Here is a 26,504-nt window from a genome sequence, read left to right on the forward strand (position 1 = left end):
AAAATCCTGCTCTCACAGGATTTTTTAACCTTTCTCAATAGTTCATCTTATTTTATCATCGCAAATACTTCTGCTCGCTTGTCACTGTCTGTTTGGAAAACACCACGAACAGCAGAAGTAACTGTTTTAGCACCTGGCTTTTTCACTCCACGCATTGTCATACACATATGTTCTGCTTCTACCACGATCATCACTCCATGAGGCTCTAAAGTTTCCATCATTGTATCTGCTACAGTGGATGTAATTCGTTCTTGCAGCTGCGGGCGTTTCGAAACTGCCTCTATTGCTCTTGCAAGCTTACTTAATCCTGCAACCCTTCCTCCTTTAGGAATATAGGCTACATGTGCTTTTCCATAGAAAGGAACTAAATGATGCTCACACATAGAGTAAAAAGGAATATCTTTTACTAATACAAGTTCTTCATGGTCTTCATGGAAAATGGTTTCAAAATATTCTTTTGGATCGATTGTAAGACCTGAAAAAACTTCTTCATACATTTTTGCTACACGTTTTGGAGTATCCAATAATCCTTCTCTATTTGGATCTTCTCCAACCGCTTCTAATAATAAACGAATTGCCTCCTCTATTTGAGGAGTATTAATTTTACTCATTCCAAAATCCTCCTAAATGCCTTCCAGATTATCTACACGCCACGCTTATTTCCCCAAATATACGTATGTAGCTGTGGGAGTACCTTTACATTTTTGAACTTATGATCAAGCATTGTTTTACCAATCAACCACTTATACTTAGTCAATAATTGCTCTACTAATTGAATGTTATCAGTCGTTTTGTTATCTTCATTACCGACTTGCAGAAAAAAAGGAATATCTGAATAACGCAGATGCACTTTCTTGGCATAGTCATAATCTTCATCTGAAAATACAACGACTTTTAGACTAATATGATTACTTCGATTTGCATCTCTTAATCTTTGCATAATCGAATCTAATATGTCAAAATCAGTATTCATTTTAGAACTTGGTGGTTTTGGTGAAATAGTCAATTCATCGATATCTACAAACCAATCCTGCCATTTACTTCCCTGGGTTTCAAGTCCTATTTTTATTTCCTTTTCCTTTAAAAAATCAACCAAATACGAAAGATTTTTCAATAGGGCTGGGTTTCCTCCAGAAAGGGTGACATGAGAAAAACCATCGCCGCCTAATTGCACTAGCTCCTGCCAAATCTCTTCTGCCTGCATTTGCTTGATTAGTCCCTTGCCGCTGCCATCCCATGTAAAGGCAGAATCACACCAAGCACAAGAATAATCGCAGCCTGCTGTTCTGACAAACATCGTTTTTTGGCCAATGACCATTCCCTCTCCTTGAATCGTTGGTCCGAATATCTCCATTACAGGTACTTTACTCATACTCCATCCACTCCCTTTTCATTTCTGCAAAACTAGTAGGAGTTTCATAGAGGCGAACAAATTCCACTCTTGCCCCATTATCTACTTGTTTCATCTCATCTTTGTTCAAGGCTTCTTCCATTTTTTTGAAAATCCAATAAACAATATTCTCTGCTGTAGTATTCATTGGTGGAAGTGTCTCATTTAAATAGCGATGATCCAAGTAAATTTCAATGTCGCTTTTCCAAATCTTTTTAATATCGCCAAAATCTATCATTAATCCGCGGTCATCTAAATAGCCACTAATTCCAAAAACAACCTTGTACGTATGTCCATGCAGATTCATGCATTTCCCTTCGTAGGCATGCAAATGATGTGCTGCATCAAAGGTAAACTCTTTACTAACCATCACACGCTTATGATGATATTTTAATTGCTTTGAAGAAATATCTTCCCCAAATTTTTGCAGTTTATCTACTACTCGAAAGTCATGCATCCTATTATACCCCCTTTCGACCAGCTAAATAATCATCTAAGCCCTTTTTGCGCAACTTACAAGCTGGACATTCCCCACAGCCATCTGCAACAATTCCGTTATAGCATGTCAATGTCTTTTCACGAACAAAATCGAACGCATTCAGTTGATCTGCGAGTCCCCATGTCTCTGCTTTATTTAACCACATTAGTGGAGTATGAATAACAAATTGATTGTCCATTGAAAGATTTAACGTTACATTCAATGACTTAATAAAGATGTCACGACAGTCCGGATATCCACTAAAATCTGTCTCACAAACGCCAGTTACGATATGTTTTGCTTGTATTTGACTTGCTAATACACCTGCAAATGACATAAACAATAAATTACGTCCTGGAACAAATGTGGAAGGCAATGCGCCATCCTTACCTTCTTCTACCGCAATATCTTCCCTTGTTAAAGCATTTGGCGCAAGCTGATTTAGTAGCGACATATCAAGAATATGATGTTTAATGCCAAGTTCTTCAGTAATCTTCTTCGCACATTCAATCTCTGTAATATGCCTTTGGTTATAGTCAAACGTGACAGCCACTACTTCTTTGAAGTTTTTCATCGCCCAAAATAAACAAGTAGTGCTATCTTGACCACCACTAAATACAACAACCGCTTTTTCGTTTTTCATTTCTAAAATCTCCTTCATATAGAAAAAACAGCACTACTAAGAAAGCAGTCCTGTTTTTCTTAGTTTTTTAAAGAGGGTAGCTAGAACCTCCACCGTAGAAACGGATTTTACTATGCTATTGTTTTAGCTCGACTTATTATATCGCATATTCGACAATTATTCTATGAGAATATTATTTTTTCGCTAAACAAAACTTATATGAATTACATCACTCTTTTCTTTGTATATAGATTAGTAACAACAAAACCTAGAACAATCATTAAAGTAGCTAGTAAACCGCCTTCCAGGCCAAAAGAACCGCCCGTTAGCCAATTATTTCCCATGGACACATCGATTCCATAAAGACCGTGCGGAGTAGTACCACTAACTGGAAAACCAAACACATTTCCTTGAAAATAATTCCACGTTATATGGTAACCAATTGGCATCCATAGGCTTTTCGTCTTATCATACATATAAGCAAACAGGAGCCCAACAAGAAAAATATTAATAATTCCAAGAACCGCCACATTCGGATTTAATAAATGTGCCACACCAAAAATAAGCGAGGAAACGATATACACGACCGTCTTAGAGTTACCGTTATCTGCAAGTGTTGTCATAATGTAGCCTCTAAATGTTAGTTCCTCTGAAAACCCTACTAAAATAAAAAACAGAAGATAAGATAGCGTGTAGGCAGAAAAATCTGGTGAAGCAAAAGAATTAGCCATCTCTATATTTTTGGTGAATAATAGAATTAAAAAAATAAAGACGATAGACACTGCACCAAGTCCTAAACCAGTAATAAAATCTGGAGAAAACCTTTTAAATCCCATTTCTGAAATTCTCTTCTTATTAACAAACTTCCATAAAAGAAACAAGATTGCGATACCACCGATTAATCCTAAACCTTGAGACAAGAGAGATAGCGGAGAACTATCTAAAACCTGATCAATCATTTCATCCGAAATATTAGGATGAATTTGTGATTCAATAATTACGGCGATAATCATACCTGGGGCTGAAAGAATCATTTGCGCTATCATTGTAGCTGTTATAGCTAACAAAATAATCCAGCCCGACCTCACTTTCCCCATTTTATTTTTATACATCATTTTCCTCCTCTTTTCTTCACAATATATTCATAGAATTTTTTCCTCTATTCATTATATCTATTTCTTTTTGGACAATATATACTCTAATTCAATATTTTTCTACTATTCATATCATAGAAAAAAGATTCCCCTTAATATAGAAAAATCTAAAATAAGCATACATTATTCATCCATAAGCCTGTGCCGCAATTGCATATAAGCTATTATTTCTTTTTGGAAATGCTTCAAGATTCTTGACCATTACCGGGGGACGATCGTTTACTTGAAATCCTACTGTCTCTAATTCTTTCATTAATGATGTCTTCCCATCTAATACATCTATTCGTATACTTCCCTTATTGGTCGCAATTATTGTTTGAATAAGGAGCATCGCTTGTTTATCATTTTGAGCAACTACTGGACCAAGTACGAGATTAGCAGGTTTTTTAACAGCAAGAGCATATCCAACAATTATGCCTTGTTCCTTTAGCACAAGTGTATCCTTTGCCTGCTTTATCCTATTTTTTAGAAATAGTTCTCTCCCACTTCCAAATGCCACTTCGTCTAACTCCATCATTTCTTTTATATCAGTTTTGTTTAACGGACTAATGGAATAACCATCCGATGCTACCTCAAATATTTTTCCTTCCCCTAGAAGCTTTGTCACATGACTATATTCTTTAAAGCCTAATTTTTCATATACAGGTCTACCTTCTTTTGTAGCAATTAACATAAGTGCGGTATTTTGTGTTACTTGGCTCATACACTGAATCAATAGCTCTTTCGCTAATCCTCTTCCTCGATAGTCTGGATGGACAATAACCATGCCGATCGAGGCTAATTTAGCTCCATAAGGAATAATGGCCGCACAGGATATAACCATCTTATCGATATTTACATGTCCATAAACACTCCCTGAAGCGAGCAAAGTTTGTATTTCCTCTCTATCATAATCCCAACCAACGATCGTGGCTAAGGATAGCAAGTCTCCGATATGTAATTGATTTAACTGCTGCCTTGTTACTACCTCTTCCTTTTTCATTAGTTACTCCTTCCTCAATAAATCAACAGAATATTATAAATAATATTTCTATTATAATGGAAATTTCCATCCATGGGGATTTTTTTCTTTTACTGAGAAGGAAGATTTTCTTTTTATATAGAAAAGAATCAGAAACTTTTTGCGTGGTGCACAAAAGTCTGATTCTTTCCCTAAACACATTTCTAGCTAAATTTTCATTTCTTGTCCTTTAAAATCAATAAATCCTAGTTCACTTTTTGCTTCTATCTTTCCTTCTAGAATATCTAGTATGCCATTTGCTGATTCTTCTGGATAGCCTGTAGCATTTTCGCCGCCCATATCCGTTTTGATCCAACCAGGATGGACAGCATGTACAGCAATATCCTTTTCTTTCACATATCTTGATAATTGTACACTAAACATGTTCAGCGCAGCTTTCGAAATGCCATAGGGAAAATCACCACCATAAGCATTATGAATACTACCAGCTTCAGAAGAAATATTAATAATCGTTTTCTTCTTCCCTTTATATAAGAGTGGTAGAAAATGTTTCATTACTCTCATTGGTCCTAATACATTAACATCCATTGTGAACTTCACATTTTCAAAGTCTAGCTCTTCGATTATTTTTCCCCGCTCTGTCAAAACTCCGGCATTATTAATAATTCCATCGATAGAACCGACATCCTCTGCTGCTAATTTAGCTGCAGTTGCAACAGATTCCTCGTTCGTTACATCAAGGAAATATGTATATACTTTATCTGGATATTGTTTTTTCAATAGATTAATAGGGGAATCCTCTTGTATTGTTCGCACACCTGCAAGCACAGTATGGCCTCGTTCCAAAGCCGTTTTGACTAGATGAATCCCCAATCCCCGATTAGCTCCTGTAAGAATAATTTTCATTCACTACACTCCTATTCCTTTTCACAACAACTAAATGTATTTGCAGCTGATGGATTCTTATCCTTTCTCTGGCTGAATCTCTGTATGAAGCGCTTTAAAAAATTGCTGAATATATTTATAGCTGGATCCGAAATCTCCTAAAGCCCCTTCCTTTGAACAATAAACATCAATTGCAGATTGCATTCCGGCCATCTTATAAACCGTAATAATCATTAAACTCGATCCCTTACTTAGGACAATTTCGCCACGATCCGTATCGATTTTTTTCAATTCCCAATTCGTCATTTTTCTTTCTATCACGGTTTTTACCGTTTCCATTAATCGATCACGACTTTTTTTATAATAGCGTGTCTTTAATTCAGGAACTTTAGGCTGTTCCTTCGTCTCTTCAAAACTTTTAAAAATCCCTACCAGCACACGTGTTAAAGACAATTCCTTTTCCTCCTCAAAACATGAATTCCTACTATTTTGCTAACAAACACTAGTACAAAAATGGCTACTAGCAGCTGTTTCAATAGCTACTTATGGGTTGTGCCAGTCAAATGTAAGAGCTTTCTTTTTGTTTTATTATAGCTTATATCTGAAAATCAATCTAGGACAAACTGTATAGACATATTAAATAAGAACAAATATTTCTATTAATATATTGTCCTACTCTTTAGCTTATGCTTAAGAAAGCCATGTACTTTTGGCACACTGCTTCCTTAAGCTACTTTTTTGTTATTCCTTATTTAATTCAGGTGGAATGCGAAGGTTTGTCGCTTGTTCATAACTAAATGCCATTTCAATTAATCTAGGTTCACTATAGGCTAATCCTGAGAAGGTGATTCCCATAGGCTTTCCTTTGGGTGTATATCCTGCTGGAACAGTAATAGATGGATATCCTGCTTTTGCAGGCATCTCACATCCTAAATATTTCGCAAACACTAAGCCATCCAATTGATATTCTTCCATTGCCACATCGATTCCTTCTGTTGCCGAAAGTCTAATATCCTTTTCTCGGTGTTTCTTGTATTTTGGATCGTCCAAATCTCCGTTTAACGTTTGGCAGTATTCAAGAATTGTTTGCCCATACTTAACAGCATCCAAATGTTGTTTATTAAATGCAATTACTTCACTTAATGAATGAACGGGAACTTCCTCTGAAAGTTTATGTAAGTAGTTATTTATACCATGCTTAAACTCATGATAGAGAACGATCGACTCAAACTTTTCTCGAGGAATTGTCACATCAAGCAGAATAGCTCCTTGCTTTGTTAATTCTTCCAATGCTGCATTAAACAACACAACTTCGTCTTCCTCTTCAGGCAAGAAGGAACGATCAACGCCAATTCTTTTTCCTTTAAGACCGTCCGTTTTTAAAAATGTTGTATAATCACTCGGCTGCCCTTCACATGTTTTAGTCACTTCATCTGCTTCGTCTACACCTGCAATTATTCCTAAAAGAATAGCAGCATCACAAACTGTTCTCGTCATTGGCCCCGCCGTATCCTGACTATGTGCGAGCGGAATAATGCCGGAACGGCTAACAAGACCAAGGGTTGGTTTAATTCCGACAAGGGAATTATTGCTAGCAGGACTAAGAATAGATCCAGACGTTTCTGTCCCTATCCCAACAACAGCAAAATTGGCGGCAATGCTTGCGCCAGTGCCAGAACTTGAACCACCAACATCCCATACAGCAGGACCATATGGATTCATTACTTGGCCACCTAATGAGCTATAGCCGTTGGGCATATCTAATTCAGTAATAAAATTAGCAAATTCTGAAAGATTTGCCTTTCCAATAATAATCGCTCCTGCCTCTCTTAGCTTTTTGACAATAAAAGCATCTTCTTTTGCAAAATTATTTTCCAATGCAATCGAGCCGGCAGTTGTAGCCATCGCATCCTTCGTATCAATATTGTCCTTAATAATAACAGGAATACCATAAAGTGGTCCAATTTGATTGATTTCCTGTCTTTTTTTATCTAGTTCTGCTGCAATCTCTAATGCATCAGGATTAATTTCTCTAATAGAGCATAATGTAGAATCATACGCAGCTATTCGCTCTAAATATTGCTTTGTCAGTTCCCATGAAGTAATAACACCCGAATCAAGTGCCTTTTGCACTTCTAAAATTGTTGCTTCTTCTATATTAAAGGGAATTCGATTATCAATTTTCATGTCCCTTCTACCCCCTTCTCATTTTCTTAAGTATAGCTTGTTCCAATTGTTCAGAGAAGAAGAAATTTTTCGTTTTATCACAATGTTTTGATATAGTATAATTTTATAAAAAAGGGAGAAAAAAATGACCTATACACTCCAACCTATCACACAAGAACAAGCAGAAGAAATAGCTTATAACTGGCATTATGATGGAAAGTATGCTTTTTATGATATGGAGGCGGATGAAGAAGATTTAGCAGAATTTCTTGATAATAATAAAAGAAATAACTCTATTTATGCTGTTACTGAAAAAAAGCAGCTCATTGGTTTTTTCAGTATATATCAAGAAGAAAATAATACAATTAATATAGGACTTGGTCTTAGACCTGATTTAACAGGTCAGGGGAATGGATATACATTTTTAACAACTGGAATCAATTATATAAAAGAACGGTATTCCCCAGCCTTTATCTCTTTGGCTGTCGCAACTTTCAACACTCGGGCCATCAAAGTATATAAGAAAGCAGGTTTTAAAGAGACAACGACATTTATGCAGTCGACAAATGGAGGAGAATTTGAATTTGTTAAAATGATTTATACCTGTTCGATAGCATGAAAAGGAAGCCGGGACACAAGTATTTTCAACCAAATAACCCCGAACGATTATACGTACATGCTAAGAAAATTCCGTATAATTGTTTGGGGTTTTATTCATTTTAAGAAAGAAGGTTTGTGGTGATCACCCACAGATTGAATACACTTCGCTTTGTATTTCCTACTCATTATATTTTCTTTTAAAAAAATGATGGAACGAGCTGGTTTCGCTACTAAAATGAGAGATTGTTCGTCTTTATCTATTATATATTTTGTTCTATCCCAGTCTTATTATTTGAAGTTATTTAAGGTCTATTACCATACCGGGATTTACCAACTGAACGGGACCACTATACCCTTGTTTTGCTTCTTCCACAAGTTTTTCTTGTTCACCATAATGGGGAAGATGGGTTAAAAGGAGTTGCTTTACACCCGTTTGTTCAGCAAGTTTTCCGGCTTCCTCTCCAGTTAGATGTCCTTTAACTATACCGAATTGTTCTTTATAAATGCTTGCTTCACTTATTAGAACATCCGCATTTTTTGCAAACACAACTAAATCATCCTTCCACTCGGTATCTGCGGTGTAAAGAATGGTTTGGCCACTTGCCTGTATTTTCATAGCCAAACAATAGGCAGGATGAATCGTTTCACAAAAAGATAGGCTGAATGGTCCTATGTTAGACGTTTTTCCTACTGAAATTTCCCGTCCTTCTGTATAAATATCATTGGTTAATTCGTCAAACTTAGCATCTCTTTTATGCCCATAGATTGGGAAAGGTTTTGTTCGGTTTCCGAGTTTTGTCTCAACTAGCATAGCATATTGCAGAACTCCCACATCAGCGATATGGTCATGATGATAGTGGGAAAGAATGCATGCATCTAAATCTTTTAAATCGACATATGATTGAACTTTTGATAACACCCCACTCCCACAATCAACCAATAAATGAAATCCATTAGACTCTAATAAAAATGAAGAAGTAGCACTGTCCTTGCCTGGATATCCTCCGTATTTTCCTAAAAAGGTAATTTTCATTTTTCTATCCACCTATCCTTTCGAACTTCTCCAATCATTATTACCGATTTCGATTCACGATATAATCTACTAAACACTTTAAAAAGCTTGTCTTCTTTGGCAAGGAATTAACAATTTCCAAGGCCATACAATAATGCTCCCACATTTCCTTTTTCGCACCTTCCAAACCAAGTACTGTAACAAAAGTAGATGCATCGTTGTCTTTATCCATACCAGCTTCTTTTCCTAATATTTCTTTACTTCCTTCCGCATCCAGCAAATCATCCTTAATTTGAAAAGCGATGCCAGCATGGTAAGCATATTTCTTCAATTGATCCTTAACTTCTTCTGAAACTCCTGCTAAAATAGCAGGCATAAGAAGAGCGGCTTCAAAGCCAATGCCTGTTTTATAAAAACAAAGGGTATTCAATTCTTGAAGGGATAATTGTTTTCTTCTGGATTCTAAATCCATCACCTGTCCTTTACACATATCAGCAGTAGCCTTTGTTGTATATTGAATCAGTTTTAACACAATAGAACCAGCAAAATCCTGTAAACTAGCTTGTTCCTCTATTGCCTTTTGTGTAAGAAAGAGGCCTGTTAACTCAGCTGTTGCAGCATTATATACTTCATGTAAAGTTGGGCGCCCTCTTCTCATCACAGCATTATCCTGTGTTGGCAAATCGTCAAATATAAGAGAAGCTGTATGCATATACTCTACAGATCGCAACAATGGAACGATTTGAGCATCATCTAACTCCAATTCCTTTACCCCGATAAACCATGTAATAATCGGTCGCAATCTTTTCCCATCCCCTGCAAGACTATAATTTGCTGCTTCTGTCACGATATCCTTCTCTAACATTGTGTTTTCTGTAATTGGCAGCATCTTCTCAATAGGTGAACGAATAGATTGAATCATTTCTGAAAACTCCGTCTGCTCGCGACGATTTTCCTTCAATGTGGCAATCATATGATCACGAAGCAGCTTATCGAAAAAGTCAACATCATCGGCTTTTGCAACCATTTGTTGGAGTAACCGATTAAAGGTAGGAAATCCCTTTGTTAAAATCCCCATTAAATCACTATACTTCTGTTCCCCCAATTTTTCCTTTAACCGTTTTAACCCATTGATTGCCCGGTCTAATATAACTTCCTGTGTTTTGGAATCAGAATGGTATACATCGTGAATCAAATAGGAAATGACTGTCCAATACATTTCAAACGGATTAATTAAATCCTTTCTTGTTTGATAATAAGTAAGATAATACGTATAAGGTGTAACTGCCCCATCTTTTTGATCATCAAACATATCTGCTAAATCATCGGCTAGCTGATTATAAATACCATAATAAAAGGTTCTTTGATCATACCCTTCATCTTCTGGAGCATTCATTAATGACCGAACAATCTGCCTAGAAGCGGAAGATTTAAGAATTACCGGTATATATAACTCTTCATTAGAATAAGTACTATTGGTCAATTCCTTTTTTCTATCTACCTCTTGTGAATGAAAAAAGATATAGGATTGGTTTAAAAATAACTCCCATGTTTGATTATCATGCTGTTTCTTCATATATTCGAACGCTTCTTTTAGTTCTTTATGAATGAATTGAATGAGTTCTTCATTTTTTCCAGACCATTTACCTAAGTCAGGAACTTCACCTGTTTCTAATGTATGTCGTATTAAATTGGAATACTGTATTTCTTCTTCCAACGATAAAATTTTTGCATCAAGCAAATCATCAATTAAAGGATAGGTTAAACCATAATAAAAACCTAGTTTTATCGCTTTTTCTAATCGAGTCTGGCGCTCTTGATTTGAAAGCTCTAGTTCTCTTCTTTCCTCCAATTCATGCATTAAAACTCCTGCAAGGATTTTCAGTATTTTTCGTTGGGCATGCTCTACACTCATCCCAGCAGGTATATGAGAAGTCACTTGCTTCAGTCTTTCCAATACCCAAATCATCGTATGTTCGACCGCTTCTTTTTTAGCTAACTTATATATACTGGATACACTAAAATTTCCCTCCTCTGCATCTTTCTTTAATAAATGATTTTTCATATTTTTAACTACTTCATTTATTCTTTCTTGAGTAGATTGAGAAGAGAGGGCCTTTCCTAAATCACGCATATAAAGATAGGAAATACTCCGATTTAAATAATCATCTAATTTCCCTACATAATTTAGCCATTCTATATAGGTTCGATATCCTTTTACAACTGGTTTTCTTTTTTTTCGGGAAAAATAAGTAAGGATGGATGGAGAATGAATATGACTTATCTTCCAAGTTTGAAAGTCATTCGTTAAGCGTGACACATAAGACTTATCCGTTAACTGATTTTGAAGGGAATGGAAATAACGGGCTGCTTTGTGCTCCGCCGATCGATATTCCTCATTTATTTTTACTTTTATTCTTTTTTTCATATGAACATTACCTCTGCTTTTACTTTAAGTTCGTTTAACTAGTTTAATATAATCACCTATCTTCTTTATTATAACTAGAATGTTCATTATCTCCTATTAATCTTAATTTTTTATTAAAAAACCCTCCTGTTTTGGAAGGAGAGTTTTTGGATTAGATACATTTTCTTGTGTACTATGTTTTGTTAAACTTTTTGTTCATTGTAGAAAGGGAGAGAGGTTATTTAGTAAACAAACTAACTGTCTATTACCTTTTCTCGTCGATTTTCTTCTACTGAGTACCGGATAGCACTCCTCAAGATTCTTCAAACAGAAGTAGCTTTTTGTTTTGGAATAGATGGTATTGGCTTTGATTCATTTGCTTTTTCTATTATTGATGGTCTTGCCAATACTAATACAGAAACAATAAACATAGATCCTGCCACGATTAGAACCCACTGTGCTGGTACATGATCATATAGTACGCCAAATAATAAGGTACCAACAGGCATCATACCCATAGCAAATGTCTCTAATATCGTAAAAACTCTTCCTTTGTATTCATTCGCAATTTTTTTTTGCATAAGTACCATGATTGGAATATTCACCAAAATGTTAACCGCTCCAAATATAAACATGAGGACAAAATAATAGATAAAAACAGACAAAGAAGTAAATGGAATAAGCATAGGAACAGCTGCAGCGATAACCAGTAATCCTAAAGTAAAAATTCCCATTTTACTAACTGATAAGGGCTGTTTAAATTCCTTTCCAAAAGACAGATAGATCGACAGGAGTAGCGTCCCAACTGCAAAAGCACCTTCAACAATCCCAAACTGCACGGATGGCATATGTAATTTCGTATTAACGATAAAAGGGAACCCTACATTAAATGCTGTAAAAATAAAATTAACGATCAAACTTATACTGATGATCGTCATCAATAATGGTTGCAGCCTTACATAATTTAAACCTTCTTTTAAACTTTGAAAAACAGATTCTTTCTTCTCCTGTTTATCCCGTTCTTTTTCAAAAAGGGTAAAATTCATGGTGGAATCGAGTATAACCGCAATCAATGATGCGATAAGATAGATCGTTAAAAACACAGACATAGAAACCAACCAAATAATATTCCACCGATAGCAGGACTTGCAATTTGCGCAATGGAAATAGCAATTTGATTTAAAGAGGATGCTTTCTGGATGCGAGTTTCATCAATTAATCCTGTTAATGATGAAGTAAAGGCATTACTTGCAAACATAGAGGTGATCGACAAGATACAAGACGTTGTATAAATGGCGGGTAATGACAATCCCATTGTTATGCTATAAAGTAGTAATCCACCTATTGCCATTGTAGTAACCGTTTGAGCGGTAATAGCAATTATTTTTCGAGGATACCTGTCAATAATGGACCCAGCAAAAGGAGCAACGATTGTTCTAGGCAAGATATTACATAACATATTCACGGCAAAACTCATCGAAGAACCAGTCAAATGCAAAATATACAAACTAATGGCAAATGTGTAAATTTGCGAGCCGGCTGTTGCAATTAATTTACTACTTACAAATGTCCATAAATGATAGATCGCTCTCTTTTCTAACTGATATTCATCCAACAAAATCCCATCCTTCCCCAATAAAGTTTAATTAAATTAAACAAATCATATCACACAAAAATTTCCCTTTCAAGAAAAAGTTTAATATAATTAAACTATCGAATAAAGGAGTGTACTATTATGCTAGGAGAACGAATTCGTACATTAAGAAAACAAAGAAAAATGACACTGGAAGCATTAGCTGGAGAAAGATTAACGAAAGGCATGCTTAGTCAGATTGAAAATAATAAAGCAAAACCTTCGATGGAGAGTTTGGAATATATTGCTGAGAGACTTGGAGTAGAGATTACGGAACTACTAGGGACTATCAGTTATGTGGAATTAAGAAAAGTATTAGAGAAAGCAGAAAGAATTTATGAAGAATTTCGCATCTATTTTAAACACTCAGAGGAGACCATTCAACAAAGCAACAAGCTAATTGCACTTATTGAGCCTTATATCCCTAATTTGAATGAAAGCTATGAATCAGCTCGCTTGTTGGAAATTTATAGTCGCAGTTTATTTTGTCTGAATAGAGAAGAGTGGAAATTATATTGTGATAAAGCAGCATTAATTTATGATTTACTTAATCTGACTGCTAATCGTGCAGACATTGCAATCTTTAGAGGCATAACCTTTTTTTTGGAACATCGTTATCAAGAAGCTCTACAATATTATTTGGAAGAACGAAAACACATTGAAACAACCCATATAAAGATTGATCCTATGACTCAAGTCAATATGGATTATTATACTGCCGCCATTTATTCAGCACTCGGTGACATAAAAGCAACATCAGAAGCAGTGGAAAAAGCATTGGAATATTCTAAAAAAGAAAAACTCTATTACAAAACAGACGACATCTATAAACTTGCTACAGTAGTCTCTTTATTAGTAAAAGAAGAAGAAAAATTCCATTACTACTTAAAAAAATTAAAGCAATATGGAGAATTTGTAGAAGATAAAATTTTTGAGGAACTCTGTGATGTACTATATGCGGAATACTTACTTCATGTAAAAGAAGAATATCAAGAAGCTATGTCTATAATTGATCAATATTTAACTTTTGATGAAAATAACCAAAAAGTAACCGGTGATAATTGGAATATGCTTCAAAAAGGAAAAGTGATGTATTATGTAAAAGAATATAAAAAAGCACTCAACATTTTAAAAACTATTTATGTTCCAAAACATATTAATCATCCAGTTGACCTAGCCATTTATTATACAAAAGATACCTTTATTGCTCTTTGTTATAAAGAACTCCATAATATAAATAAAGCACTAGAGCATGCAAAAATTTCCTATGACTGCTTTTTACCCCTACCTGACTCTATATTTAAGACACTTTGTATAGAAACATATGAAAACATGCGTCTAATCTAAATGTGCTAACTTCTGAGAAAGTTCAATAATCTCTCTCCTTATGTTAGCTTATCAAAAAAATAAAAAAGGGCGTGAATAAATTCCTTCATACCCTTTTTCTCTATATCGCTAAAATCTCTTTCGTAAAATGAATATAATCAGTGAAATAACCATCCACTTCATATTCCAATACTCTTTCTTGTTCCTCTTTTTGTGTTTTCTTATTTATAAAATATACGTGAACTTCTTTTCCCTTCTTATGTAATTCCTCTACCACTTTTTTTGTAACATCAGTAGACTCTATTCCGATAATAGGGAAATCAACCGTATGTGCCTTTTCCAAGGAAAAAGAGCCTTTTCGAAAAAGAAGGGCTAATTCAGTATCTGGTGCTAATTCTTTTATCTTCATTAAGCTTTCTTCTGAAAATGACTGAATCGTTACTAACTCTTTATCTAAAAGCTGATACTCTTCTAACAACTGAATCAGTTTTTCCTCCATTGCTAGTTTCTCATCAACGAGCCTTGTTTCTATATAATAGTTTTGAGTATCATGAAAAGTTTCTAATATTTCTTTTAAAGTTGGGATTTTTTCTGTTATTTCCTTGCTATCATCCGATTCCATCGTTCGAAACGCTCTTATTTCTTCTAATGTATAATCAGAAACCTTCCCTTTTCCATTTGTCGTACGATCCATTGTCTCATCATGCATGACAATTAATTCGCCATCCTTAGTCATTCTCAAGTCCATTTCTAGTGAATCTACACCTGTCTCTGCTGCTATTTGATAAGCGGTAATAGTGCTCTCGTTATACCATTCATTCGCCCCTCTGTGTGCAATCACTCTTGGAGTGTCATCGATTTCTATCGCAGATTGACTCACCATGGCTACCGACTGATTATTATCGCAGGCAGAAAGAGTAACAAACAAAAAAGAGATTACAATGCTTCCAATCAAGTACTTACTCAACCGAAACAGCCCTTTCTTGTCTAATCGCTATAGCCAATTCTGGATAATCAGTTATCACTGCTTCCACTTCTGCATCAATAAGATTAGTCATCTCTTCCTCTTGATTTACAGTCCACACTCTTACTAGCTTTCTTAATTCCTGCCAATCTTGCAAATTATCTATCACCATTTCTTTATGAAGATGCAAGGCCTCTAATTCCAAGCTTTTTATATAATCAAGAGGATTGGAGATTACTTGATTTAATAACCAGGCAATCGAAGCAGAGGAATCTATTGCTTTGATTCTTAGCAAGGTCGGCAAATGAAAGGAAGAATAGACTACCTTACGACCATTCCCATATTCGTTTACAAGTGCAAGCGTCTTTTCTTCTATTCCTTCGTATTCAAACGTATAGGTTTTAAGTTCAATATTTAATTCGATATCGTATGGCACAAGCAGTTGTAAAACTTCTTTTAAAGTAGGTACTTTTTCTACTATCCAGCTTTCTTCATAATCAGGAAGAGAGGAGAACTTGCTTCCCGCACTAAATTGTTTAATTTCTTCCAAAGTATATGCTCTTACAAAGCCGGTTCCATCTGTTGTCCGATTTAAAAATTCATCATGAATAACAATAACTTCCCCATCTTTTGTTAAATGGATATCTAATTCAATCCCATCAACTCCTTGTAAAATCGCTTGTTGGAAACTAAGAAGAGTATTTTCAGGGAATCTTCCTTTTGCTCCTCTATGTCCATATATTTTTGTTTGGTTCATGCTCTTCTCCTCCTTTTTGATGGAAAGAAACAGACCAACAAGTATTCAATTAGTCTGCTTTCCTAACGTCCTATTTTCTAGCTCGATTCGCCTTTTCAATTGCTTCATTAAATTGTTTTACCATATTGCTATAGGTTTCATCGACATCTCCACCGTTATAAACAGTCTCAAGTGCCGTTTCACTAATGCGGCGTCCTTCTGGAATCATATCCATTAAAGCACCTTGGGTAGCATAAGAAGACGTCGTTGATTGTAATTGATCTACCGTTACCTTTAATTGTGGCATCTTCTCGTATGCCTCTTTTACAACTTGTTCGTCGTAAGCATCTGGATTAATGGCAAAGTAGCCTGTACCAACATGCCATTTTGCTTGCACTTCTGGAGTTTGTAAATATTTCATAAATTCCCAAGCAGCCTTTTTCTCTTCTTCACTTTTATCTTTCATCATCCAAAGACTGGCTCCGCCAATAACCACACCTTGTCTCTCTACTGCTTCTGGATGTGGAATAAATGCAACCCCTACTTCAAATGGTGCATTATCAATAACGTCTCTCGCACTAGCGGAAGATTGCATAAACATTGCTACATCCCCTGCAAGGAAACCAGCTACCATGTTATCTCCATTTGTACCGTAGTTAGCAAATGTTTTATCATTAATCATTCGTTTTACCCACTGAAAAATGGATTTGCCTTGTTCATCTGTAAATCCTACTTCTGTTGGTGTGTCTGTTCGGCCATTATCATTATTCATTAATAATGCTCCTTGATTCGCCAATAATTGCTCATATAACCAGCCATATGCTTGGAGCGCAAATCCTTTCATTTCTGGGTTTGCTTTCGCTATTGCCTTTCCTGCCTCTTCTACTTCTTCAAAAGTAGCTGGAGCTTTCTCAGGGTCTAGACCCGCAGCCTTAAAAGCGTCCTTATTGTAGTACATAACTGGTGTAGAAGAGTTAAATGGCATCGAATAAAATGTATCTTCCATTTTATAGTAGTTCGTAATATTTTCCTCTAATCCACTCATATCATAACCATCTTCATCAACAAGTGTTTGAATTGGTTCTACAAATCCACTATTAATCATCGACTTTGTGCCAATCTCAAAAACCTGCATCATAGCCGGTGCACTATCTGTCCCTGCAACCGTATGGAATTTCGTTAAGGCTTCATCATATGTACCTTGATACTCTGCATTTATTTTCACCTTATCTTGCGAACGGTTGTATTCTTCCACAATATTATTTAATGCCTCTTGGGCTGCTCCTCCCATTGAATGCCAGAATGTAACGGTAGTCGGACCATCCTTCTCTTCTCCATTAGTGGAAGATTCTGCATTATTGCTACATCCTACAATAAATAAAACTAGTGTTAGCATAAACATACTTAATAGCTGCTTCCTTTTCTTCATTTTCTTCCTACACTCCTTTATTTAACCGTTAATAAAAATGGTTACTTTGTTTGCAAAGATTATTTTAAGGCTCCTTCGGTTAATCCTTTCTGGAGCTTTTTCTGACCTAAAAATAATAGAATTAATGTTGGCAAAACAACAATAATTGCTCCTGCCATAATGACGCCCCATTCATTTAATTGTTCTTGTGATTGAAGCTGCCTTAATCCTATTTGCACAGTACGTACACTATCATTTGTTGTCGCCAACAGCGGCCATAAATACATATTCCAAGAGGTGACAAACCCGTACACACCAAGTGTAATCAAACTTGTTTGGGCCATCGGTAAAACAACTGTTAAATAAAATTTAAAGTCACCAACCCCTGCTATTTCGCTAGCTTCCTTTAACTCTTTCGGGATTTGCTTGAAATTCTGCCGCAAGAGAAAAGTCCCAAATGCTGTCGCGAAAAACGGAATAGTCAATCCATTAAAATGATCCAGCCAGTTTAGGTTTCTTATCGTCTGAAAGTTTGGAATAATTGATGCTTCAAACGGCACCATCATTGTGGCAATAAAGATAAAAAAGATAAAATCTCTCCCTTTAAACTCTAAAAATACAAATGCATATGCTGCTAAACTAGCAAGAATTAATTGGCCCACCATAATAACAATGGAAACAATGAAGCTATTTATTAAATAGTGCATTAACGGAAAACGCTCAAACACTTTCAAATAATTGTCCAAGGTTAATCCGGTCGGTATTATTTTTCCTGTCATAATATCCTGAGAGGACATAAAGCTCATCAAAAACGCGATAATCGCTGGAGAAAAAATAAGCAATGCTGATACAGTCAACAATAGATAAAAGATAACTTTTTTATGGATTGGCAATGTCACTGATAATGAACCTTCCTTTCCCCAAGCTTAAATTGAATGATGGTTAAAACAAGGATAATCACAAAAAGAATAATTGCTTGTGCGCTCGCTGTACCATATTGGTAATTCATAAACGCCTCCTGATAAATGGAATAGACGATTAAATTAGTTTCATTCTGTGGTCCTCCTCTCGTTAACATATCTACTTGGCCAAATGTTTGAAAGGCATTAATTAGCGTAACTGTCATTACAAAAAATAAGGTAGGAGACAGCATCGGAACCGTTATTCTTCTCAGCTTATAAAAGTAACCTGCTCCATCTATATCGGCACTTTCATATAGGTAGGAATCAATGGATTGCAGTCCTCCTAATAAAATCAAAAATGTAAAGCCGACATTCATCCAAATGGTTGAGACAGATACAGAAAAGAGGGCCCAATTGGGATCGGTTAACCAACCAATTGGCTCCAATCCGAATATTTTCACAATACGATTTAACCAGCCAATCGTAGGATGAAATAAGAATATCCAAAACACGGAAGCTGCTGCAACAGAAATCCCCATAGAAGAGGAAAAGACAGTTCGAAAAGCACCGATCGCACGAAGTTTTTCATTTGCAAGGATTGCCAGGAATAAACTGACGATAATAGTTCCCGGAACAGTGTATAAGGCAAAAAGCAAGGTCGATTTTAAGCTTTGCAAAAAGATTGGTGATTTAAAAATTTCGAGATAATTATCCATGCCGACAAATACAGTTGTATCCCCTCGATTATCTGTTAAGAAAAAACTTAAATAGACTGTTTTCCCCAATGGATAAAATAAGAAGACACTGAATAATAGAATTGAAGGTAATAGAAATAACACCCCTTTGTATAAATGCTGTAAACGCTGTTTCTTTTTTTCTTTTATAAAATCTACGGAATGCTGTACTTCCTGTTGATAAACGATACCACTCATAAGCCAACAACCTCTTGTTCTCTCATAGCAACAGCAGGTCGAATTAATGCGCCTGATTCAGAATCAAAAAAGCAAATATTCTTTGAGGACAACTGGACTGGTACATGATCTCCAGCTTGAATTCTCCATTGTCCTAACCATTTTGCTGTCCAAAGCTCTTTACCCACTTCAAATGTTAATAAGGTTTCATTCCCTAGCTGTTCTACATTTACTACTTCTAAAGTATGGCTCGTCTGTTCTGTTGTTCCTGGTAAAATATGTTCCGCTCTTATCCCCATCGTAAGATTTGGATAAGACAGTAACGATAAAATATCTTCTTTATCCATTGTAATTTGCAGTCCACTCTCCAGAACTAATTTATGGTCCATTAGCTTTGCCTCACTCAAATTAATTTTTGGTGAACCGATAAAGGATGCAACAAATAAATTAGCAGGCTGATTATATAAAGTTATTGGTTCACCTACTTGTTGGATTTTCCCATCATTTAAAACCATGATTCGATCTCCCATTGTCATTGCCTCTACTTGATCATGGGTCACATAAATCATCGTTAACCCAAGCTTTTTTTGTAAGCGGCGAATTTCTATTCTCATATGAGCACGAAGTTTTGCATCTAAATTAGAAAGCGGCTCATCCATTAAACAAATAGGTGCTTCACTTACAACCGATCTCGCTAATGCCACTCGCTGCCTTTGACCGCCAGACAATTGCTTTGGTTTACGTTTTAATAAATCTGATAACCCCATCATCTCAGCTGTTTCTTGTAATCTTTTTTGTTGCTCCATCTTGTCTACTTTCTTGGCACGTAAACCGAAAAGAATATTTTGTTCAACTGTTAAGTGAGGGTATAATGCATAATTTTGAAATACCATCGATAAATTGCGATCCTTTGGAGGCAGATGATTTACAACTTGATTATTCATCTTCAAGACACCACCTGAAATTTCTTCGAGACCAGCAATCATTCGTAGTAAAGTGCTTTTTCCAGATCCCGATGGACCTACTAAAACAAAAAATTCTCCCTCTTCTATGGAAAGACTAATCTGGTCGATCACTGATTTTTGCTTATCGTATGATTTAGAAATGTCCTTCATTTCTACTGCTACCACTAACAAACCCCTCCCCAATTAAATTACATTCCTATTTAACCATAGAATTTTAGGAAAGAAACCGAATTTACCAATCATTAACAAACTCCTAATAACCGCTTGACAAAACTACAATTTCCCTTTACGTTCTTCACAATTTGGGCCTCAAAGGACGGTTCACTGCTTCCCATAAATGTCCTCATAAGAACCGTCCCACTGTTTCCCCATGAAAAAAAGAGGCTGGGACATAAGTATTCCAGCCAAGGATAATTCCGAACAATTATACGAAGATGCTAATGAATGTTCCGTATAATTGTTCGGGCTTTTATTTGTTTTTCAAAGGATGTTTCCATGAAGTTTGGTGCGATTCCCCGCAGCCGGAATACACTTCGCTTTCCATGGGGCTCGCGCTGAGCCGCTTCGGCCTGTGGCCTGCAGGGTCTCAGACTGTCTCGCTAATCCCATAGGAGTCTTCGTGTATTCCGGCTGCTCTGTTTTTCCAACTAATTATATTTCCTCTTGTAAAAAGTATGCGAAAGCAGCCGCTATTTACTAGCTATATTAGAAATTGTTCGTCTTTACAGAGTATCTATTTAGTTATGTCCCATCCTCAAAAAGCTCAGAGTAAACTCTAAGCTTTTTACGTGCACTTATAATTCTAATGTTTCATTAATATTTGTGTTTTCTGCTTCTTGGCCTGTCATTCTTTTATAGAAAAAGGCGATATTCTTTGTGAAGCTTCCCGTATCCCAATACTCTGCTGCCTCAGTTTTCACTTTAATTAAAACGACATTCGGATCGTCGTAAGAAGTTTGCATGATTTTTTCATAGGATTTACTCCATAATTCTTTTTTCTTTGCGAGATCATCTACAAGTTCAGCTCTACCTCTAATAGAAACAAAAGATTTACCTGCATAAGAGATATTCACATCATTTTCATGTAAAATCTCTTCATACTTATCGGTATCTTTCTTTGTAATAAACCATAAATCTCCATCAAACTCTACTTCTTGCGTTTTCATCGGACGGGATACAAGACCTTCTTCTGAAACAGTTGTCAGCATCGCCGTATCCACATCATTTATCAGCTCTCTTAACGTTTCAAGTTCTTCTTGTTTAAAAGTGTTTTCCATCTCTATCACCTCTTGAATAGTTTTAAAAGTATATTCCCCTTATTAGGAACTTTTAATCATAGGTAAAATTCAACTTAAAAAGAAGTTTCATATTTTAAATTGATTGAGGAGGATCAACCAGCTTCCAAAATAAACAATAAACTCAGACAAATATTTTATCTAAAATAGCGTTAAAATTACAAACCAAATGGCTGGTATTAATAGAGACGGTAGGAGATTTAATGTCTTAAATTTTCTAACTCCTAATATGCTCAACCCTGAGCTAAGTATAAGAATTCCACCAATAATCGATATTTCTGCTAGTAAATCAGTCGTTAAAAAGTTTGCAAGTAATCCTGCTGTTACATAAAAAAAGCCTTGCCATGCAAATAAAACTAGAGCAGAAACTGCAATTCCAAATCCAAAAGTAGATGCTAATACAATAGAAGTAACACCATCCAAAATAGCATTTGTAAAAAGATATGTATGATTTCCTCTTAGTGCACTCTCAATAGGTCCTAATATGGATAAAGTACCTGCACAAAAAAGTAAGATCGCCGTCGATAACCCTTCTGCTAGATTTCCTTTTGAAAATTTATCCACAATTCGTTTAAAAGCATTCTCAATGTCTAATTTTTCCCCTATTAAACCACCAATAGCAAGACTGACAATAAACAGAACAGGGTATTTACTGTCTGGCATATATTGAACAATGGAATGAATTCCAAGAGCAGTTGCGGCAAGCCCCATTGCTTGCATTAAAATATCTTGATACTCTGCTTTAATCCCCTTTTTCAAAAAGCTTCCAATCGTACAGCCTGCTAGAATCATAAAGCAGTTAAATAATGTTCCAATCAATTTCTATTCTCCTTGACTTTATATTTTTATAAACGCCGCATTACTTAAGTTAAAAATAATAATGCTCCCATATATAAAGCCATTTTATCCTATTCCATTACATTTTGGTAATTTTTCATCAAATATCAAGCTTTTCTTGGCTGTTATGTCTTTCATGGCGCCATCCGATCAATAAAAAGGTTAAAGCAAAGATAACAACTAAAGAAATGACAGAAGAACGTAATAGCAAAATTCCAAATAGGACACTTAACATCATTGCCATTCCTTTTATCCATGGATTATTCAATAATTTGATTGCTGCAAATAAGCCAATTAGTGCATTAGCAATAAAAAAGGCGTTCGCAAAGCCAACAAGCTGTTCTACTGTCATCACTTTTAATAGAACTAATACTGCAAAGAAAAGATGGATCGATACAAGGAAAGCAATTGCTTTAAATGGTGCACCATTTGCGAGCTTTTTTGTGAGAAAATGAAAAGATGAAACAGATTTTGATAATGATGCTACAAGTCTCGCTACTCCACCAACTACCATTAAATGTGTTGTTATACAAAGCCCAGTTGCTACGAGCGCTAATAATCCAACAGATAATTGTCCAAATAGCGGATACATGATACCAGTTAAACGAATAGAAAATGTGCTGTTATACATTGTCCATTGGACGGCCGCAGAAAGAACTAAATTGACGATCAATATAACAGCAGCGCTAAAAAAGATGGCTTTTCGGATTGTTGCTTTCGGATTTTTCACCTCACTCGAATAATTCCCCACAATCTCCCAACCGACAATCGTCCAAAAAAGCAGCAAAAGATTATAGCCAAAAGAAGAAAAATGAAAATCAGGAAAAGTCCAAGTACCAGAAGGCTCATTAAGCAAAGCATATATACTTCCACTAACTAATATCAACACGGCCAAGGTAGAGATAATAAAGGATAATTTACCGAGAAAGTTCAATCGAAATAATAAAATCAGCCCATTCATAACTAATAGCACAATCGCAATCCACTCAACTTTTATTTTATCTGGAAATAACCATGTCTGAATATATTCTGCTGCCGTCATCATAACTGCCACTGGGCCCATAAGTGCTGCAATTATAAGAAAAACAGAAGCGAGATTTTTTATTTTTGTTCCGAATGCCTTTTCCATTGCATTGCCAAGACCTGCTTCTCCGGGAAATTTAATAATTAATTCTCCACATACATAAGCAAAACAGATACCGATTATAGACATAATTAGCCATGCAAAAATCGCATAGTTTCCTAGATTCTCATAAATAATGGTTGGTAATAAAATAATTCCTGATCCTAAGAGTGGCCCAATGATTAAGCCACTTAACGTCAAGGAACCGATTTTCCTTTGATTCATTCTTTTTCCTCATTTCCATCAATTTTTAATTATTTCTTACTTCCTATTGTATTTGCCTCTTACCATTCAGTAAAATAGATATATACGATAAATGATATCGTTTTTTCCGATAATAGGAGAGTGATAAAAATGGAAATTCGACATTTACAAACATTTAAAGCCATTGTGGAAGCAGGTGGTTTTGCAAAAGCAGCTAATCAGCTTGGCTATGCACAATCAACGATTACCTCCCATATTCAAGCTTTAGAAATCGAGTTAGAAGGTCCGTTATTCGATCGACTAGGGAAAGCCATTGCCTTAACAGAGCTTGGCAAATCGTTTCTTCCCTATGCGAATGAAATGCTTCGTCTACATAAAGGAGCAAAAGAACTGCACCAATCTTCTATTACGAAAAAAGGAAAAATTACAATTGGGGCATCAGAATCGTTAACAGTTTACCGCCTTCCTACTATCATTCAGGCTTACAAAGAAAAGTTTCCAGATGTGCATTTATCAGTACGAATGGGGACATGTGAGGAAATTCAGCATTTAGTAGAAATTGGGGATTTAGATATTGCCTTGCTTCTTAATCTAGAATTTAAAAAGCATCCATCATTGGAAACTATTAAAATGTTAGATGAACATATGAGTATCATTTCCTCACCAGATCATATGCAACCAAATTCGATTCTTTATTCGGAAAGTAATTGCCCTTACCGAACAATTTTTGATAAATTCATCGAAGAAGAAAAAATCACGCCTACTTCTTTTCATGAATTTTGGAGCATTGAAGCAATTAAGCAATGTGTGCAATGTGGTTTAGGATTGGCACTTGTTCCAGAAATTACGATCCAAAACGAATTAAAAGATGGCCGTTTATCGGCACGACGTTTAGATACGAAACATGGTCAAGTTGCTTCCTTCCTTTTTTATCATAAAAGCAGATGGGTTTCTCCGATAGTTCACTATTTTATCGAAGAAGCAACAGCCTATTTTAAACAAGAGGAAGAAAAAGAAAACCATAAAAATAAAGGGAGCAAATTTGGATGAGTGATACAAGGAAAATTTATTATGAACGTGGGACAGAGGAACTAAGAAAGAAAAATATTCATGCCCACAAACTAGTTCAAATATTTAATAATAGCAACATAGAAAATGCAGAACAAAGAGAGGTCATTATAAAGGAGCTGTTTGGAAGTGTTGGCGTAAACCCCAGTATAGAACACAACTTCCATTGTGATCTTGGTTACAACATTCATCTGGGAGATAACTTTTATGCTGGATATAATTGTACTATTTTAGACATGGCTGAAGTTAGAATTGGACATAACTGTATGATTGGTCCTAATGTGGGAATATATACTGCTGGACATTCCATTGAACCTAAAAATAGAAATAGTAGTGGCTATGCAATTCCAATTACAATAGGAAATGATGTTTGGATTGGTGGTAGTTGTGTAATTTTAGCTGGGGTAAGTATTGGCGACAATTCCATTATTGCTGCTGGATCTATCGTTACCAAAAATATCCCTGCAAATACAATTGTGGCTGGAAATCCAGCAAAAATTATAAAAAACATAGAAATTAATGAATCTGAATAAACTAAAAAGGCTCGCCATAACTGCTAACAGTTGACAAGCCTTCTTTTCTATAATCTAATGAGGAACTTCTTAAGCAATCGCTGTTTCTTTTTTATGTTTATTTTTTCTATTGTTAAACTGATTTTTAATATATGGCATTGCATAACGGTCAAGACCAAATTTACCAGCGTTTGCTCCTGCTACGATTACGAATATTGCTAACAAAATCATTTGTCCATTTGTACTTACTGTTCCACTAAAGAGGAAGGCGAAGTTCATGACCATACCCATTAATGTTGCGAAGCTTGTGAATAACCCTAAGATTAATGCTATCCCAACAAGTAATTCTCCCCATTGAACTAAGAATGTAAATAAATCTGCATTAGGTAGTGCTACATGTTCTAAAAACGTTGCCCACCACCCTTGTACTGCTGGGTGATCTCCTGTGCTATTCGCAATCGCACCTTGTAAAAATCCACTTGCGTCAAATGCACCACTTGTTATCTTTCCGTAACCTGCATGTATAAATTGATAGCCAAGATAAATTCTTATAAAAGCTAATATTCCTGCAACCACTTTATTATTTCTTAATAAGTCTAACATTTTACTCCATCTCCTTAAGATTGATTAATTATTAGTTTGTTCATTGTTTCACATTATTTTTTACAAGATCTTGTTTGTTTCTTACTACACTTTTATAATAGCACTATTCCTAACGTAAGAAAGGTTATTGTGATGTTATTCACATTTAGTTCACAAAGTTATGGCTTAATTGTGAACGACACAATTTGTGTAATGAGAATGGACATTTCCAATCATACTTTAACTGGTTTTCCCTGCTTCTACATGCCTTAAAAGTAAACACTTACATAAAATCATTTTAGAATTTTTTCATTATTTATAAAATGCCGTTGCTATTTTCAAATAGCTATATTAATGTAAATG

The 26,504-nt window shown here is 35.5% G+C and carries 27 protein-coding genes and 1 riboswitch; of the genes, 4 read left to right on the forward strand and 23 right to left on the reverse strand.

Going from position 1 to position 26,504, the window contains the following annotated elements:
* Positions 1–47: 47 nt before the first annotated feature.
* The 9 genes from folE to NST60_RS03295 form a co-directional block, all read right to left on the reverse strand.
* Positions 48–611, reverse strand: a complete 564-nt coding sequence (gene folE / locus NST60_RS03255; RefSeq protein ID WP_169188272.1) for a GTP cyclohydrolase I FolE — start codon at positions 609–611, stop codon at positions 48–50.
* A gap of 32 nt (positions 612–643) precedes the next feature.
* Entirely contained in the window at positions 644–1,372 is a 729-nt protein-coding gene (gene queE / locus NST60_RS03260; protein WP_254414887.1) for a 7-carboxy-7-deazaguanine synthase QueE, read from the reverse strand.
* Positions 1,365–1,847, reverse strand: a complete 483-nt coding sequence (queD, locus tag NST60_RS03265; RefSeq protein ID WP_254414886.1) for a 6-carboxytetrahydropterin synthase QueD — start codon at positions 1,845–1,847, stop codon at positions 1,365–1,367. The genes queE and queD overlap by 8 nt, the downstream gene beginning before the upstream one ends.
* Positions 1,848–1,851: 4 nt before the next feature.
* Positions 1,852–2,529 carry a 7-cyano-7-deazaguanine synthase QueC gene (gene queC / locus NST60_RS03270; RefSeq protein WP_263479765.1) on the reverse strand — a complete coding sequence of 226 codons (678 nt, stop codon included), beginning with the start codon at positions 2,527–2,529 and terminating at the stop codon, positions 1,852–1,854.
* A gap of 35 nt (positions 2,530–2,564) precedes the next feature.
* A riboswitch (PreQ1 riboswitch) is annotated at positions 2,565–2,607 on the reverse strand.
* Positions 2,608–2,714: 107 nt separating this feature from the next.
* Positions 2,715–3,605, reverse strand: coding sequence for a CPBP family intramembrane glutamic endopeptidase (locus tag NST60_RS03275; RefSeq protein WP_341098150.1), 891 nt, complete (start codon positions 3,603–3,605; stop codon positions 2,715–2,717).
* A 166-nt stretch (positions 3,606–3,771) separates the two neighbouring features.
* On the reverse strand, positions 3,772–4,626 hold the full coding sequence (locus NST60_RS03280; RefSeq protein ID WP_016200795.1) for a GNAT family N-acetyltransferase: 855 nt from the start codon (positions 4,624–4,626) through the stop codon (positions 3,772–3,774).
* 186 nt (positions 4,627–4,812) lie between these two features.
* On the reverse strand, positions 4,813–5,511 hold the full coding sequence (locus tag NST60_RS03285; protein ID WP_016200794.1) for an SDR family oxidoreductase: 699 nt from the start codon (positions 5,509–5,511) through the stop codon (positions 4,813–4,815).
* 57 nt (positions 5,512–5,568) lie between these two features.
* Positions 5,569–5,943 carry a hypothetical protein gene (locus tag NST60_RS03290; protein WP_016200793.1) on the reverse strand — a complete coding sequence of 125 codons (375 nt, stop codon included), beginning with the start codon at positions 5,941–5,943 and terminating at the stop codon, positions 5,569–5,571.
* 288 nt (positions 5,944–6,231) lie between these two features.
* Complete coding sequence (locus NST60_RS03295) at positions 6,232–7,677, reverse strand: amidase family protein (protein ID WP_224427532.1); 1,446 nt, start codon at positions 7,675–7,677, stop codon at positions 6,232–6,234.
* Between the two features lie 124 nt (positions 7,678–7,801).
* Between NST60_RS03295 and NST60_RS03300 the strand changes: the two genes are divergently transcribed.
* Entirely contained in the window at positions 7,802–8,275 is a 474-nt protein-coding gene (locus NST60_RS03300) for a GNAT family N-acetyltransferase (RefSeq protein ID WP_169188268.1), read from the forward strand.
* A gap of 279 nt (positions 8,276–8,554) precedes the next feature.
* On the opposite strand, the gene NST60_RS03305 is transcribed toward NST60_RS03300, so the two are convergent.
* The 4 genes from NST60_RS03305 to NST60_RS03320 all read right to left on the reverse strand — a co-directional run bounded on the left by NST60_RS03305 (position 8,555) and on the right by NST60_RS03320 (position 13,290).
* Positions 8,555–9,289: an MBL fold metallo-hydrolase gene (locus tag NST60_RS03305; RefSeq protein ID WP_169188267.1), complete on the reverse strand. Its 735-nt coding sequence runs from the start codon at positions 9,287–9,289 to the stop codon at positions 8,555–8,557.
* Positions 9,290–9,329: 40 nt separating this feature from the next.
* Entirely contained in the window at positions 9,330–11,696 is a 2,367-nt protein-coding gene (locus NST60_RS03310) for a polyprenyl synthetase family protein (protein WP_224427531.1), read from the reverse strand.
* 302 nt (positions 11,697–11,998) lie between these two features.
* Positions 11,999–12,784: an MFS transporter gene (locus NST60_RS03315; protein WP_341098154.1), complete on the reverse strand. Its 786-nt coding sequence runs from the start codon at positions 12,782–12,784 to the stop codon at positions 11,999–12,001.
* A complete protein-coding gene (locus NST60_RS03320) occupies positions 12,769–13,290 on the reverse strand; it encodes an MFS transporter (protein WP_341098155.1) in 522 nt (173 codons plus the stop codon). Before NST60_RS03320 ends, NST60_RS03315 begins: the two co-directional genes overlap by 16 nt.
* 120 nt (positions 13,291–13,410) lie before the next feature.
* On the opposite strand from NST60_RS03320, the gene NST60_RS03325 reads away from it, so the two are divergent.
* A complete protein-coding gene (locus tag NST60_RS03325) occupies positions 13,411–14,655 on the forward strand; it encodes a helix-turn-helix domain-containing protein (RefSeq protein ID WP_169188264.1) in 1,245 nt (414 codons plus the stop codon).
* A gap of 100 nt (positions 14,656–14,755) precedes the next feature.
* Here the strand turns inward: NST60_RS03325 and NST60_RS03330 are convergent, their stop codons facing one another.
* The 9 genes from NST60_RS03330 to NST60_RS03370 form a co-directional block, all read right to left on the reverse strand.
* The gene (locus tag NST60_RS03330; protein WP_016200785.1) at positions 14,756–15,601 is read right to left on the reverse strand and encodes a glycerophosphodiester phosphodiesterase; all 846 of its coding nucleotides are present in this window, start codon (positions 15,599–15,601) and stop codon (positions 14,756–14,758) included.
* Positions 15,594–16,355, reverse strand: a complete 762-nt coding sequence (locus NST60_RS03335) for a glycerophosphodiester phosphodiesterase (RefSeq protein WP_016200784.1) — start codon at positions 16,353–16,355, stop codon at positions 15,594–15,596. The genes NST60_RS03330 and NST60_RS03335 overlap by 8 nt, the downstream gene beginning before the upstream one ends.
* A gap of 70 nt (positions 16,356–16,425) precedes the next feature.
* Positions 16,426–17,763 carry an ABC transporter substrate-binding protein gene (locus tag NST60_RS03340; RefSeq protein ID WP_169188262.1) on the reverse strand — a complete coding sequence of 446 codons (1,338 nt, stop codon included), beginning with the start codon at positions 17,761–17,763 and terminating at the stop codon, positions 16,426–16,428.
* 59 nt (positions 17,764–17,822) lie between these two features.
* Positions 17,823–18,641 (reverse strand): carbohydrate ABC transporter permease, encoded by an 819-nt coding sequence (locus tag NST60_RS03345; protein WP_169188261.1) that lies wholly within the window; start codon positions 18,639–18,641, stop codon positions 17,823–17,825.
* Complete coding sequence (locus tag NST60_RS03350; RefSeq protein ID WP_169188260.1) at positions 18,638–19,576, reverse strand: carbohydrate ABC transporter permease; 939 nt, start codon at positions 19,574–19,576, stop codon at positions 18,638–18,640. The genes NST60_RS03345 and NST60_RS03350 overlap by 4 nt, the downstream gene beginning before the upstream one ends.
* Complete coding sequence (locus NST60_RS03355; RefSeq protein ID WP_169188259.1) at positions 19,573–20,685, reverse strand: ABC transporter ATP-binding protein; 1,113 nt, start codon at positions 20,683–20,685, stop codon at positions 19,573–19,575. Before NST60_RS03355 ends, NST60_RS03350 begins: the two co-directional genes overlap by 4 nt.
* Positions 20,686–21,314: 629 nt before the next feature.
* Positions 21,315–21,797 (reverse strand): pyridoxamine 5'-phosphate oxidase family protein, encoded by a 483-nt coding sequence (locus NST60_RS03360; protein ID WP_016200779.1) that lies wholly within the window; start codon positions 21,795–21,797, stop codon positions 21,315–21,317.
* Positions 21,798–21,956: 159 nt separating this feature from the next.
* Positions 21,957–22,634 carry a DUF554 domain-containing protein gene (locus NST60_RS03365; RefSeq protein ID WP_016200778.1) on the reverse strand — a complete coding sequence of 226 codons (678 nt, stop codon included), beginning with the start codon at positions 22,632–22,634 and terminating at the stop codon, positions 21,957–21,959.
* Positions 22,635–22,752: 118 nt separating this feature from the next.
* Positions 22,753–24,000, reverse strand: coding sequence for an APC family permease (locus NST60_RS03370; protein WP_016200777.1), 1,248 nt, complete (start codon positions 23,998–24,000; stop codon positions 22,753–22,755).
* Between the two features lie 129 nt (positions 24,001–24,129).
* On the opposite strand from NST60_RS03370, the gene NST60_RS03375 reads away from it, so the two are divergent.
* Positions 24,130–25,029, forward strand: coding sequence for a LysR family transcriptional regulator (locus NST60_RS03375; protein ID WP_101730173.1), 900 nt, complete (start codon positions 24,130–24,132; stop codon positions 25,027–25,029).
* Entirely contained in the window at positions 25,026–25,580 is a 555-nt protein-coding gene (locus NST60_RS03380) for a sugar O-acetyltransferase (RefSeq protein ID WP_224427528.1), read from the forward strand. Before NST60_RS03375 ends, NST60_RS03380 begins: the two co-directional genes overlap by 4 nt.
* A gap of 69 nt (positions 25,581–25,649) precedes the next feature.
* Here the strand turns inward: NST60_RS03380 and NST60_RS03385 are convergent, their stop codons facing one another.
* A complete protein-coding gene (locus NST60_RS03385) occupies positions 25,650–26,162 on the reverse strand; it encodes a DoxX family protein (protein WP_016200775.1) in 513 nt (170 codons plus the stop codon).
* Between the last annotated feature and the right edge of the window lie 342 nt (positions 26,163–26,504).

The organism is Niallia sp. FSL W8-1348 (assembly GCF_038006745.1).
Lineage (GTDB): Bacteria > Bacillota > Bacilli > Bacillales > Cytobacillaceae > Niallia > Niallia alba.